The organism is Duganella fentianensis (genome assembly GCF_964031615.1).
GTDB classification, from domain to species: domain Bacteria; phylum Pseudomonadota; class Gammaproteobacteria; order Burkholderiales; family Burkholderiaceae_D; genus Rugamonas; species Rugamonas fentianensis_A.
The window spans coordinates 138,512-152,077 of record NZ_CAXIQN010000013.1 but is presented as its reverse complement, the minus strand read 5'-3'; the positions used below and the strand labels follow the sequence as shown (position 1 = coordinate 152,077).

The following is a 13,566-nucleotide window of genomic DNA, read 5'->3' as shown; positions in this document are numbered from 1 at the left end:
ACGCATATCATGAGCAAAACTCAAGGAACCCTGCACAGATTCCACATATGTACATTTACTTTGTGAAAATAGTGCTACATACTCAATCTTTGTCGAATCACTCACAGACCTCGCCACGGCCATCATGCAAGTACACCAGCACCCCATTTCCGGCGCGCACAGCAACGCCCACTACCAGTTGACCAGCCTGCACTTCGGAACGCCGGGCAGCGGCAAGAAGGTGTATATACAAGCCTCGCTGCATGCGGACGAAGTACCGGGCATGCTGGTAGCGCAGTTCCTGCGCAAGGAACTGATTGCACTGGAAGCAGCGGGCCGTTTGCAGGGTGAAGTGATCCTCGTTCCGGCCGCCAATCCTATCGGGCTGGCACAGGCCATCCACGGCGCCGCCTTCGGCCGCTTCGATCTGACCACCGGCATCAATTTCAACCGCGCCTACAAGCACGTGGCCGATGATCTGAAAGCTTCGCTGGACGGCCTGCTGGGGCAGGATGCCGACGCCAACGTGGCCCTGATCCGCGCCCATGCGCGCGACTCCATCGCTGCATGGCATCCCGCCACGGATGCGGAAGCGCTGAAGAAAATCCTGATGACCATGGCCATCGATGCCGACATCGTGCTCGATCTGCACTGCGATAACGAAGCCGCGCTACACATCTACGCCGGTACGCCGCTGGCCGAGGCCATCGCACCGCTGTCGGCCATCATTGGTGCCCATGCCGTGCTGCTGGCCTATCAGGCGGGCGGCGAACCGTTCGACGAAGCCTGCAGCCGCCTGTGGTGGGATCTGGAGCGCCATTTCGAAGGGCGCTACCCGATCCCGCCGGCCTGCGTTTCCACCACGGTGGAATTGCGCGGCGAGCAGGAAGTGCACTACGCACTGGCACAGAAGGATGCTGCCGGTCTGCTGCAATTCCTCACCCTGAATGGCGTGGTGCTGGCGGCCGATGCGGCCGCCGAAGCCGCCGCCCGCGTGCTGCCGGCGCCGCTGTGCGAGGCCACCCCGCTGGAAGGCGTGGAGCCGCTGTACGCGCCCCACCCCGGCATCCTGGTCTACACGCGCGAGCTGGGTGAGCGCGTGGCGGCCGGCGATGCGATTGCCGACATCATCGATCCCGTCAGCGGCGAGACCACGGTTATCCATGCTGGCGTGGCCGGCGTATTCTTCGCCCGCAGCGCCCACCGCCACGTCATCCGTGGCATGAACATCGGAAAAATCGCCGGTGCCACGGCCTACCGCGCCGGTGATCTGCTGAGCCAATAAGAGAGCCCATCCATGAGCGTCCCTAGCCACCAAGCCGCCCCCGGCGGCAAAAAAAAGTTCAAGCTGCCGCATACTTTCGTCCTGCTGTTCATCATCCTGGCGCTGATTGCCGCGGCCACGTGGCTGGTCCCGGGCGGCAAATACGATACCCATCTGGTGAACGGCAAGCAGCTGATCGATCCGGCCAGCTTCCACTACATTCCCAGCGTACCGCAGGGCGTAACGGCGCTGATCAAAGCACCTATCAAGGGCTTTGTGGAAGCGGCGCTGATCATCGGCTTCGTACTGGTGGTGGGCGGTGCCTTCGCGGTACTGCAGAAGACCGAAGCCGTCGATGCCATGATCAAGGCGCTGGCGCGCGCGCATGACAGCTCGCCCTTCATCCAGAAGGCGCTGATCCCCGTGTTCGTCACCATGTTCTCGATCGGCGGTGCCACCTTCGGCATGAACGAGGAAGCCATCCCGTTTGTGATGATTTTTGTGCCGCTGGCACTGGCGCTGGGCTATGACACGGTGACCGGCGTCTCGATTCCCTTCCTCGGCTCGCAGGTGGGCTTCGGCGCCGCTTTCCTCAACCCCTTCAACGTCGGCATCGCGCAAGGCATCGCCGGCGTTCCCGTATTCTCCGGCTGGGGCTATCGCCTGATCGTATGGGTGATCGCCACCGGCGTCACCATCGCTTTCCTGATGTGGTACGCGGCGCGGGTCAAGAAGAACCCGCAACTGAGCCCTACCTATGCGCTGGATCTGGAAAAGCGCAAAGAACAGCCGCATGGTCTGGGCGAGTTCCACGGCATTACGGGCCGCCACAAGCTGGTACTGGCCATCTTCGTCGCCTCGCTGGCCATCATGGTAGGCGGCGTGGTGGGCTACGACTGGTATATCGATGAAATCGCTGCACTGTTCCTGGTGATGGGCATCGTCATCGGTCTGGTGGGCAAACTGGATTCCACCCAGATCGTCGAGAGCTTCATACAGGGCGCGCGTGATCTGGTCGGCACGGCACTGGTGATTGCGCTGGCGCGCGGCACCATGATTCTGGCGCGCGACGCCCATATCATCGACACCATGCTGCACGGCCTGATGCCGCTGGTGCAGTCCTCGCTGCCCGTGTTCGCGGCATGGAAAATGTTCGGCATCCAGACCGTGATCAACTTCTTCATCCACTCCGGCAGCGGGCAGGCTGCGCTCACCATGCCCATCATGGCGCCCCTGTCCGATCTGGTGGGCGTGACGCGCCAGACGGCGATTCTGGCTTTCCAACTGGGCGAACTGACCACCCCGATGATCCCTACCTCGGGCATTACCGTGGGCGTGCTGGCATTAGCCCGCATCCCATGGATTACCTGGGCCAAGTGGATGATTCCGCTGCAACTGATCTACGCCGTACTGGCGCTGGCCATGCTGGTACCGCCCTGCCTGATGAACTGGCAGTAAGACCTGATTCAGCAAAAACACCCAAAAAACCGGGGTTGTGGCCTGATTTTAGTAGGCAAAAACGCAAGGTTGACATATTTTTGAGCAGCCCCGGTTTATAATCACCGCTGACATTAATCAGCATCCCCTTACGCTTCTACTATGACTGCACAACTTTCCAAGAAAAGCGAAGCCTGGTCGGCCCGCTTTAACGAACCTGTTTCCGATCTGGTCAAACGCTACACCGCCTCGGTATTTTTCGATAACCGCATGGCCAAGGCCGACATTCAGGGTTCGCTGGCGCACGCCGAAATGCTGGCCGCGCAAGGCATCATCAGCGCGGCAGACCGCGCCGAAATCGAACGCGGCATGGCGCAGATCAGCGCCGAAATCGAAGCCGGCACGTTCGAATGGCTGCTCGATCTGGAAGATGTGCACCTGAATATCGAAAAACGCCTGACCGAACTGGTCGGCGATGCCGGCAAGCGCCTGCACACGGGCCGTTCGCGTAACGATCAGGTAGCCACCGACATCCGTCTGTACGTACGCTCCGCCATCGACGACGTGCTGGCCCTGCTGCACTCGCTGCGCAGCGCGCTGGTGGATCTGGCCGAGAAAAACGCCGACACCATCCTGCCCGGCTTCACCCACATGCAGGTCGCCCAGCCGATCACCTTCGGCCACCACATGCTGGCCTACGTCGAAATGTTCGGCCGCGATGCCGAGCGTATGCTGGACTGCCGCAAGCGCGTCAACCGTCTGCCGCTGGGCGCCGCTGCACTGGCCGGCACCACCTTCCCGATCGACCGCGAGCGCGTCGCCAAGACGCTGGGCTTCGACGATGTGTGCCACAACTCGCTGGATGCCGTCTCGGACCGCGACTTCGCCATCGAATTCACCGCTGCCGCTTCGCTGATCATGACCCACGTGTCGCGCATGTCGGAAGAACTGATCATCTGGATGAGCCCACGCGTAGGCTTCATCGATATCGCTGACCGCTTCTGCACCGGCTCGTCCATCATGCCGCAGAAGAAAAATCCGGACGTGCCGGAACTGGCACGTGGTAAGACGGGCCGCGTGTACGGCCACCTGATGGGCCTGCTGACCCTGATGAAAGGCCAGCCACTGGCCTACAACAAGGACAATCAGGAAGACAAGGAACCGCTGTTCGACACCGTCGATACGGTGGTCGATACGCTGCGCATCTTCGCCGACATGGCGGGCGGCATCAGCGTCAAGCCGGACGCCATGCGTGCCGCAGCGCTGCAGGGCTACGCCACCGCTACCGATCTGGCCGACTATCTGGTGAAAAAAGGTCTGCCATTCCGTGATGCCCACGAAGCTGTGGCGCATGCCGTGCGTGCCTGCGACGGCCTGAAGATCGATCTGGCCGAAATGACGCTGGAACAGTTGCGCGCCTTCTCGCCACTGATCGGCGACGACGTATTCGCCGTGCTGACGCTGGAAGGCTCGGTGGCCGCACGTGACCACGTGGGTGGCACCGCGCCGGCACAAGTGCGCAAAGCCATCGCACGCGTGCGCGCCCAACTGGCAGGCTAATCCTGCCTCGCTGCGCCGGATCAGAGCGGTCCGGCGTAGCTGCTGCATCCAGCCCTGACTGCAAACACGCAGCCAAGCAGCTACGCTGCCATTGCAATGCCCTGCCGGAGACGTTGCCGGACGTAGAGGAGTTCTCATGTTCATGAAGCTTGCCCGCGCCATCGACCGATTCAACGAAGCCATCGCCCATGCCGTCGGCTGGGCTTTACTGGCGGCTGTGCTGATCTGCACCGGCAATGCGCTGATGCGCTACAGCTTCAATCTCAGTTCCAACGCATGGCTGGAAATCCAGTGGTATCTGTTCGCCACCATGTTCATGCTGGCTTCCGCCTACACCCTCAAGCGCGACGAGCATGTGCGCATCGACGTCATCACCAGCCGTTTTTCGCGCCGCACGCAGGTATGGATAGACCTGATCGGCTTTATCCTGTTCCTGCTGCCGATTGCGCTGCTAATTCTCTACTACGGCACGCCGTATGCACTACTGTCGCTGCAAAGCGGTGAAATGTCGCCCAATGCCGGTGGCCTGATCGTCTGGCCGGCCAAGCTGCTGGTACCACTGGGCTTTCTGCTGCTGGTGCTGCAGACGCTGGCCGAAATCATCAAGCGCATCGCCTATCTGGCTGGGCGCATAGACGATCGCAGCTTCAGCCGCGCGGCCCACAACCCGCAGCAGGAAATCGCCGCCATCAAGGCCGCCAACCACATCGACTGAGTCCCTAGCCCAAGCAGCACGTCATAAAGGAAGTCCATGGAAGCATTCCTGACGGCGAATCTCGCCCCCATCATGTTCGCGGTACTGGTGCTGTTCCTGCTGTCGGGTTTTCCCGTGGCGTTTGCACTGGCGGCCAACGGCCTGTGTTTTGGGCTACTGGGCATAGAACTGGGGCTGCTGAAACCGGAACTGCTACAGGCACTCCCCAACCGCATCTTTGGCATCATGGCCAACGATACGCTGCTGGCCATCCCCTTCTTCACCTTCATGGGGCTGATACTGGAACGCTCAGGCATGGCGGAAGACCTGCTGGACACCATAGGCCAGCTATTCGGCCCTATCCGCGGCGGCGTAGCCTATGCGGTGATTTTCGTCGGCGCGCTGCTGGCCGCCACCACTGGCGTGGTAGCCGCATCGGTCATCTCGATGGGCCTGATCTCCCTGCCCGTGATGCTGCGCTATGGTTACGACCGCAAACTGGCCGCCGGTGTGATTGCCGCTTCCGGCACGCTGGCGCAGATTATTCCCCCCTCGCTGGTGCTGATCGTGATGGCCGACCAGTTGGGTCGCTCGGTAGGCGATATGTACCGCGCTGCGTTTGCGCCCGGCCTGCTGCTGACGGCACTGTACGCGGGCTATGTGCTGGCCCTATCCATCTTCAAGCCGGCAGCCGTACCAGCCCTGCCGCTGGAAGCGCGCAACCTGCGCCAGCCGAATGGCGATAGCGGCGTACGTTCGCTGCTGGTGCTGGTACTGGGCGCAGTTGCCGCCGCATGGCTGTTCGCGCGCTACTGGGGCGAGCGCCATCCTGCGCTGGCCAGCGACGAACTGGGTATCGCCGCTGCGGCAGTAGGCATCATCGGCGCCTTCGTCTTCGCGCTGCTGAACCGCCAGTTCAAACTGGGGCTACTGTCGCGCATGGCAGAGAAAGTGGTGTTCGTCATGGTGCCGCCGCTGGCACTGATCTTCCTCGTGCTGGGCACCATCTTCATCGGGCTGGCGACGCCCACGGAAGGCGGCGGCATGGGCGCCATGGGCGCGCTGCTGCTCGCATTGTTCAACCGGTGCCTGACGCTGGACCTGACCAGGCAGGCCATGCACAGCACCACCCGCTTGTCCTGCTTCGTGGTGTTCATCCTGATCGGTTCTACCGTGTTCTCGCTGGTGTTCCGTGGCGTGAACGGCGACCTGTGGGTAGAGCATCTGCTATCCGCCCTGCCCGGTGGCACGACCGGTTTCCTGATCGTGGTGAACCTGCTGTTTTTCGCGCTGGCCTTCTTCCTCGATTTCTTCGAGCTGGCCTTCATACTGGTGCCACTGGTGGGGCCGGTGGCCGACAAGCTGGGCATCGATCTGATCTGGTTCGGCGTGCTGCTGGGAGTGAATATGCAGACCTCCTTCATGCACCCGCCGTTCGGCTTCGCACTGTTCTATCTGCGCTCGGTAGCGCCCAAGGAAGTGAAGACCAGCGATATCTACTGGGGCGCGATTCCGTTTGTGCTGATCCAGATACTGATGGTGGCCCTGATTATCGGCTTCCCCCAGCTGGTTACGGTGGGTAAGAAGGTGGATATGAAAGAGCAGCTGGAACTACGGCTGGACGACCCCGCCCCCGCTGCGGCCGGCGAAGAACACCCGGACGGCGAAGCCCCCACCCTGAACTTCTCTAGCGACGAAGAAAAGAAATAAGCGCTGGCGCGCTCAGGCCAGCGCGCGCGACATGACGTTGAAGGCAGCGCCCGTCTGGTTCTGTTCCAGCAGTATGGTCATTTCGGTGTAAGTGCAGATCATATTCACCACTTCCACCTTCTCCCACGCCAGCTGCTTGAGCAGGGTATGGTGCAGACCGGAAGTGCGACTGCAGGAAGGATCAAGGTGCATGGTCAGCGCGTTCAGATTGTCCTGCCGCGTCAGCAGACGTTCGCCAGCAAACACCTGCTCCACCACCGCCGTCACGCTGCGGCCGCAGATCACCATCACTTCATTCACGCCACGCGTTACCGTGACGAACGCGCCTTCCATGGCCGCCGTACGATCCAGCAGCTGGCGGTGACATTCGCCTATGCTGTCGGAATGCCGGAAGGTGTACTCCGTCAGCTCGGTGCGGGTGGTCAGCTCGCCCGTACGCGGTACGACAGCGGCGGGCTGGTTGGCGGCATCCGGCAGGCGCTCGGCCACACGACGCAGTGCCATCACCACGGCCGCCTGACCGACCGGACGCCACATATCGCTTTCCAGCTGCGGTTGCAGCTGGCGCGCCAGTTCCGACAGGTTGATCAGATTACGGCTCAAACCTTCCATCAGAAACGAAGACTCCATCACGATGCGTTCGACACTGGTAGATATCGATGGCATGCAAGCTCCCCTGCCCGCACACAGCGGACAAAAATAACGACAAAAATAGGACACGCTACTCAGCGATGCCAATACAGCGCCGCAGCAGCAATGCCAGCCGCCGGCATTGCTAGCGCAGGCCGGTGACGACTATAGGAATGGATCGAAATTAACTACGGGGCGGCGCGTGCAGACAGGTTGCCCTCAGCGTGCGGGCATGGGAGATGGCGTGGTTTGGGTATGCGTTCATTGAATTCTTCCTGGTTTCCCGATGCGCTTGTTTCTAGGGGTTGTGCCCTGCGCTTGTTATGGTCTGATTGCGAAGCTTAATCCGCATCAGCATCAACTAGTTTAAGTCGCAATGTTAGAATTTTGCAACCAAGTTTTGACTGATTTTCAAGCAAAGTGTGGCGCATTAACCGCACTTGAAATCTGGCCGTGCACCGCCCTTGATTTGTGACAGTACCCACGCCCTGCCGCGGCACTAGCGTGCTCTATCCGCCGTGCGGAATAGGCCGCATAAGTGGAAACGTTATCAAGGGAGATGATGATGAAACCTGCACTGTCCGGCGTACTCCGGGTTCTGCTTGCAACCATAAGTAGCCAAGCTGTTGCGGCCCAGTTGATGGCGCCGCCCGTTACCACACTGACTCCGCAGCAGAGCAGCAATTTACTTACCCAGCTGAGCGCGATGGATAGCGCGCGCGGGCTGGCGCCGGAGCTGAGCGTGCGCCTGAGCAGCCAGCATCCGGGCGGGGCCGGACAGAAAATCGTGCGCACCCAGCACACTTACAAAGGCTTGCGTATTTTCGGCTCCGAGTCCGTGGTGGTGACGGATACCAACGGCAGCATCGTCAGCGTGGCTAGCAAGGACAGGCGCAGCCTTGCAGCGCAAGGTCTGGCGCCACTGGCTGCAGCCGATGCCACGCCCACCATCAGCGCGGCCGATGCAATCCGCATCGCTGCCAGTTCGGTGGCGCCGCGCGGGGTGGACCGCTGGCCGCCCAGCGCCGAACTGCTGATCTTCCCCGTTGCGCGCACGGTGCGGGTGCCAGCGGCACAGGCCAAACAGGAAACCGAGCTGAATGCGGAGGATCTGCAGGAAGTCATCGAGCGCTATGCGCTGGCCTATTACGTCAAAACCCGCATGGCACAGGACAACAAGCCGGTGTACTACGACACCATCGTAGATGCCCGCACGGGCGAGATACTGGCCCAGTGGCCGGCACTGAAGACCGTGGTCGGCAGCGGCAACAGCCAGTACAACGGTGTGGTGCCTATCAATACCAGTGCGGCCGCCAACGGCTTCCAGATGCTCGATGCCTCGCGCGGCACGGGCGGAAAATTCGGCGGCATGGCGATCACCAATGCCAACCACAGTTCGGCCGACAATCCCGATCCCGGCAACATCTACACCAATAGCAGCAATACCTGGGGCGATGGCAAGCAGTATGTGAGCGGCGGCAGCACCACCAGTGCTAACGGCCAGACGGCTGCCGTCAACGCCCTGTGGGGGCTGATGAATACCTATGACACCAATCGCAATGCGCTAGGCTGGCATTCGCTGGACGGTAACAACACCGCCACCTATATCGCCGCCCATGTCGACACCAGCTACGACAACGCTTTCTACGACGATAGCTGCAAGTGTATGTACATCGGCGATGGCAGCCACTTCAACAGCCTAGGCGCAATCGACGTGATCGGCCACGAAATGTCGCACGGCGTGACTGCGGCCACGGCTGATCTGGTGTATGCGGGCGAATCGGGCGGCCTGAATGAATCGAACTCCGACGTCGGTGGCGAGATGGTGGAAGCCTATGCCCGTGCCGGCGGCACGGGTAGCCTGATACCCGCCAGCGGCAACGACTGGATGATGGGCACGGAGATCAGCAAGAACGGCCAGCCGCTACGCTGGATGTACCGCCCCAGCAAGGACGGCAGCAGCCCCGATGCGTGGAGCAGCTCGCTCAAATACCTCGACGTACACTATTCGAGCGGGCCGAATAACCGCATGTTCTACTTCCTCGCGCAAGGCTCCAAGGCCGATCCGGCCTCGGACTACTACAGCAAATTCCTGACCCGCACGCCGGCCGCCATGCATGGCATAGGCAGCGACAAGGCTTACCGCATCTGGTTCAAGGCACTCACCACCAAGTTCACCTCGACTACCGGCTATGCCGATGCCCGTGCCAAGGTACTGGAAGCGGCGCAGGAACTATATGGCGCCAACTCGAAAGAAGCTATCGCCGTGCAGCGCGCCTATGCGGCCATCAATGTGGGGGCGGATATCGACGAGGCCGAGGGCGGTGGTGACGAGCCGCAGGGCACGGAGCGCATCGTCAATGGTGGCTTCGAGGATGGCATCAAAGGCTGGAAAGGCTCTACCGTCGTTATCGGCAGCGATCCTGCGCAGATAGCCTACGAAGGCGTGCGCTACGCCCGCATGGGCGGCAAGGGTCACAGCACCAATCAGGTGCTGACGCAGAGTTTCAGCATACCGGCCAGTGCCACGCAGGCGACGCTGAGCTTTGCCAGCCATATCGAGACGGGTGAAGTCCATCCCGTGGCGTATGACCAGCTGACGGTGACGCTGAAGGATAGCGCGGGCAAAGTCGTGCGCACGCTGGCGCGCTACAGCAATAAGGATGCGGTGGCGGGCTATCAGCTGCACAGCTTCGATGTGTTGGCGCAGAAGGGCAAGACGCTGACGCTCAGTTTCGCCATGCACGAAGATAGATCCAAGCCCACGTTCTTCGTCATCGACAAGGTTAGCCTGCTGACCAACTAGCCCGCCGTGTGCCGATCAGGCCGATGCCGAAATCGGCACACTGCAATTGCGCAAGACACAGGCTGTTACTAGCCTGCCCGCTCAAAACTGCTATGATCCCCGCCTGACGCTTACCGGCGTACCACTCAGAGATATAACTCAGGGATATAAAAATGACCATAGGTGGAAAAACCATCGAAGAGGCGCTGGCCTCCCTGTCGGACATGACTGCAGGCGCGGTCCCTATCGGCAAAGACGAACATCTGCAACGCATCGCCAAGGCACAGGCTTACATGCAGGCGCAGGGCATTGCGGCCATCTACATCAATGCAGGTGCCAATCTGATGTACTTCACCGGCACGCGCTGGTATCCGAGCGAACGTATGGTGGGCGCCATTCTGCCCGCCAGCGGCGCAGTGGAATACATCGCTCCCGCTTTCGAAGAGAGCACGCTGAAAGACTTCATGCTGGTGGAAGGCCGCGTCAACACTTGGCACGAGCACGAAAGCCCTTACCAGCTGTTCGTCGATACGCTGCAGCGCATGGGCATAGCACCGGCCACCGCCGGGGCTAGTGCGCCGCGCATCGGCATCTGCGAGAGCGCTGCCTTCTTCATCTACGATGGCATCCGCCCGCTGGCTGACGGCTATGCACTGGAGAATGCGCGCAGCGTGACGGCACACTGCCGCACCCGCAAATCACTGAACGAAATCGCCCTGATGCAGCGCGCCAAGGACATGACGCTGGCGGTCCATGTGGCCACGGCCAGTATTCTGCGCGAGGGCATCACCACCACGGAAGTGGAAGAATTCATCAACCTCGCGCACCGCAAAGTGGGCGCTTCCGGTTCCTACTTTGTGATCGTACTGTTCGGCGAAGCCACGGCCTACCCGCATGGCGTGAGCTATGTGCAAACGTTGCGAGAAGGCGACACGGTGCTGATCGACACAGGCTGCAAACTGCACAACTACATTTCCGACATCACCCGCACCTATGTGTACGGTACACCGAGCGAACGCCAGCGCTCCGTCTGGAACAGCGAGAAAGCCGCCCAGCAGGCCGCCTTCAATGCCGCGCAACTGGGCGTGCCTTGCGAAGAAGTGGACGCGGCTGCGCGCCGTTCGCTGGAAGCCGACGGCTTCGGCCCCGGCTACAAGCTACCGGGCCTGCCGCACCGCACCGGCCACGGCATCGGCCTCGATATCCACGAGTGGCCGTATCTGGTGGGTGGCGACAAGACGCCGCTGGATGTAGGCATGTGCTTCTCGAACGAGCCGATGATCTGCATCCCGGGCGAGTTCGGCGTGCGCCATGAGGACCACTTCTACATGACGGAAAATGGTCCGAAATGGTTCACCGAGCCGGCCCACAGCATCGATGATCCATTCGGTCTGCGTAAATAGGTCACCACCAAGCCGCCTGCGGCGGCTTATGGCCTAGTGCCGCTTCATCACCAGCGTCAGAATGTCGTAACTGGCTACCAGTTCGTCATTCTGATTGGTCACCTGTACATCCCATGCCACCACGCCCTGCCCGATGCCTTTGTCATCGGTGCGGTTGCGGTCCACCTTGCGCTTGCAGGTCAGGCGGGCACGGATGGTATCGCCTATCGCCACCGGCGTAATGAAGCGTAGATTATCCAGCCCATAGTTGGCCAGTACCGGCCCCGGTGCAGGCGAGACAAACAGGCCGGCAGCAGCCGAAAGCACGAAATAGCCGTGGGCGATACGCTTGCCGAACTGGGTGTCTTTTGCGGCGATCTCGTCGAAGTGCATGTAGAAGTAGTCGCCCGAAACACCACCGAAGTTGACGATGTCGGCTTCGCTGACCGTACGGCGATGGGTCAACAGGGAATCGCCCATTTTCAAGTCTTCGAAGTATTTGCGGAACGGATGCTGCTCGCTTTCCTGAACTTTAGCACCACGCACATACTCACCCGTCACAGCCGCCAGCATGGTGGGCGAGCCCTGTACCGCCGCACGTTGCAGGAAATGGCGCACGGCGCGAATGCCGCCTAATTCTTCGCCGCCACCGGCACGGCCGGGGCCACCGTGTTTCAGTTGCGGCAAGGGCGAGCCGTGGCCGGTGGAATCCACCGACGCTTCACGATCCAGTATCAGCACGCGGCCATGGGAGGCAGCGGCCATAGGCACGGCATAGGCGGCCGTGGCCGGATCGCGCGTCACCAGCGTGGATACCAGCGATCCACGGCCACGAGCGGCCAGCGCCATGGCCTGATCGATGCCGTGATAGCTGATGATGGTGCTGACAGGGCCGAAGGCTTCCACGTCGTGCACGGCGTCGTTACTCATGCCGTCGCGGCATAGCAGCAGCGTCGGCGCATGGAATGCCCCTTCGCTGACGCCTTCGCCTATAGGACTGAAGCCATCGCGCTCGCCGAACAGCACTTCGTTACCCTGCGCCAGCATTGCCACGCGCTCGGCCACATCGCGCTGCTGATCCTTGGAGGCCAGCGCGCCCATACGCACACCTTCCACCGAAGGATCGCCCACACTGACTTTGGCCAGACGCTCGCGCAAGCGCGTGCCTACCGCATCGACCAGATTTTCCGGTACGAGGATACGGCGGATGGCGGTACATTTCTGTCCTGCCTTGCCCGTCATCTCGCGCGCCACTTCTTTGACGAACAGATCAAACTCGGCATCGTCCGGCGTCACATCGGGCGCCAGTATGGCGCAGTTGAGCGAATCGGCTTCGGCCGTGAAGGGTACTGAGTTGGCGATCAGATTCCGGTGCGCGCGCAGCTTGGCGGCGGTATCGGCTGAACCCGTGAAAGTCACCACGTCGGCGCCATTCACGCGATCAAGCAGATCGCCCGTCGAGCCTATCACCAGTTGCAGCGCGCCTTCCGGCAGCAGGCCGGATTCGTGCATCATGCGCACCAGTGCTTCCGTCAGATAGCTGGTGGCGGTGGCGGGCTTGCCTATGCACGGCATAGCGGCGAGAAAACTCGGCGCAAATTTTTCCAGCAGGCCCCAGATGGGGAAGTTGAAAGCGTTGATATGCACGGCGAGGCCGCCGCGCGGCACCAGTATGTGGGTACCGGCGAAGCCGCCGCTCTTACCCAGTGCCATAGCCGGCCCTTCGTGCAGCACATTCGACGATGGCAGTTCGCGGCTACCCATGCTGGCGTAGGCAAACAGGGTGCCGGTGCCACCTTCGATATCCACCCAGCTATCGGCGCGGGTAGCGCCGGTCAGGTGCGAGATGGCATACAGTTCTTCCTTGCGGCCCAGCAGATACAGCGCCAGTGCCTTCAGGCGTGCCGCGCGCTGCTGGAAATCCATCTGCATCAGTGCCGGCACGCCAGTCTTGCGGGCGTAGGTAACGGCTTCATCGAAATCGATCTGCTCTGCGTGAGTGTGATAAATCAGCGCATTATTCAAGGCGCCGCGCAAAGGCAGGGCAGCTTCGCTACCGATCCAGCGCCCGCCAATAAAGCTTTGCAGGGTTGCTACTTGTGTCATCTCGTGTCTCCGTTTTTTT

At 61.2% G+C, this 13,566-nt stretch carries 9 protein-coding genes; 7 read left to right on the top strand and 2 right to left on the bottom strand.

The window, feature by feature from the left end; translation table 11 throughout:
- Positions 1-124: 124 nt before the first annotated feature.
- From ABNT42_RS08740 to ABNT42_RS08720, 5 genes are all read left to right on the top strand, one after another.
- Positions 125-1,264, top strand: a complete 1,140-nt coding sequence (locus ABNT42_RS08740; protein ID WP_348696287.1) for a succinylglutamate desuccinylase/aspartoacylase family protein — start codon at positions 125-127, stop codon at positions 1,262-1,264.
- 12 nt (positions 1,265-1,276) lie between these two features.
- Positions 1,277-2,701, top strand: coding sequence for a YfcC family protein (locus ABNT42_RS08735; protein ID WP_348696286.1), 1,425 nt, complete (start codon positions 1,277-1,279; stop codon positions 2,699-2,701).
- A gap of 141 nt (positions 2,702-2,842) precedes the next feature.
- A complete protein-coding gene (gene argH, locus ABNT42_RS08730) occupies positions 2,843-4,240 on the top strand; it encodes an argininosuccinate lyase (protein WP_155432847.1) in 1,398 nt (465 codons plus the stop codon).
- Positions 4,241-4,376: 136 nt separating this feature from the next.
- Positions 4,377-4,955: a TRAP transporter small permease subunit gene (locus ABNT42_RS08725; RefSeq protein WP_348696285.1), complete on the top strand. Its 579-nt coding sequence runs from the start codon at positions 4,377-4,379 to the stop codon at positions 4,953-4,955.
- 36 nt (positions 4,956-4,991) lie between these two features.
- The gene (locus ABNT42_RS08720) at positions 4,992-6,644 is read left to right on the top strand and encodes a TRAP transporter large permease subunit (protein ID WP_348696284.1); all 1,653 of its coding nucleotides are present in this window, start codon (positions 4,992-4,994) and stop codon (positions 6,642-6,644) included.
- Positions 6,645-6,656: 12 nt separating this feature from the next.
- On the opposite strand, the gene ABNT42_RS08715 is transcribed toward ABNT42_RS08720, so the two are convergent.
- Positions 6,657-7,310: a hypothetical protein gene (locus tag ABNT42_RS08715; RefSeq protein ID WP_348696283.1), complete on the bottom strand. Its 654-nt coding sequence runs from the start codon at positions 7,308-7,310 to the stop codon at positions 6,657-6,659.
- Between the two features lie 604 nt (positions 7,311-7,914).
- Here ABNT42_RS08715 and ABNT42_RS08710 point away from each other — a divergent pair.
- On the top strand, positions 7,915-10,080 hold the full coding sequence (locus tag ABNT42_RS08710) for a M4 family metallopeptidase (RefSeq protein WP_348696282.1): 2,166 nt from the start codon (positions 7,915-7,917) through the stop codon (positions 10,078-10,080).
- 152 nt (positions 10,081-10,232) lie between these two features.
- Positions 10,233-11,462 carry a Xaa-Pro peptidase family protein gene (locus tag ABNT42_RS08705; RefSeq protein ID WP_348696281.1) on the top strand — a complete coding sequence of 410 codons (1,230 nt, stop codon included), beginning with the start codon at positions 10,233-10,235 and terminating at the stop codon, positions 11,460-11,462.
- 33 nt (positions 11,463-11,495) lie between these two features.
- Here the strand turns inward: ABNT42_RS08705 and paaZ are convergent, their stop codons facing one another.
- A complete protein-coding gene (paaZ, locus tag ABNT42_RS08700; protein WP_348696280.1) occupies positions 11,496-13,547 on the bottom strand; it encodes a phenylacetic acid degradation bifunctional protein PaaZ in 2,052 nt (683 codons plus the stop codon).
- Positions 13,548-13,566: the final 19 nt, after the last annotated feature.

Excerpts from the sequence above, each read along its gene's own strand:
- ABNT42_RS08740 (WP_348696287.1), top strand. The coding sequence starts at position 125 with ATGCAAGTACACCAGCACCCCATTTCCGGCGCGCACAGCAACGCCCAC.
- ABNT42_RS08735 (WP_348696286.1), top strand. The coding sequence starts at position 1,277 with ATGAGCGTCCCTAGCCACCAAGCCGCCCCCGGCGGCAAAAAAAAGTTC.
- argH (WP_155432847.1), top strand. The coding sequence starts at position 2,843 with ATGACTGCACAACTTTCCAAGAAAAGCGAAGCCTGGTCGGCCCGCTTT.
- ABNT42_RS08725 (WP_348696285.1), top strand. The coding sequence starts at position 4,377 with ATGTTCATGAAGCTTGCCCGCGCCATCGACCGATTCAACGAAGCCATC.
- ABNT42_RS08720 (WP_348696284.1), top strand. The coding sequence starts at position 4,992 with ATGGAAGCATTCCTGACGGCGAATCTCGCCCCCATCATGTTCGCGGTA.
- ABNT42_RS08715 (WP_348696283.1), bottom strand. The coding sequence starts at position 7,310 with ATGCCATCGATATCTACCAGTGTCGAACGCATCGTGATGGAGTCTTCG.
- ABNT42_RS08710 (WP_348696282.1), top strand. The coding sequence starts at position 7,915 with ATGGCGCCGCCCGTTACCACACTGACTCCGCAGCAGAGCAGCAATTTA.
- ABNT42_RS08705 (WP_348696281.1), top strand. The coding sequence starts at position 10,233 with ATGACCATAGGTGGAAAAACCATCGAAGAGGCGCTGGCCTCCCTGTCG.
- paaZ (WP_348696280.1), bottom strand. The coding sequence starts at position 13,547 with ATGACACAAGTAGCAACCCTGCAAAGCTTTATTGGCGGGCGCTGGATC.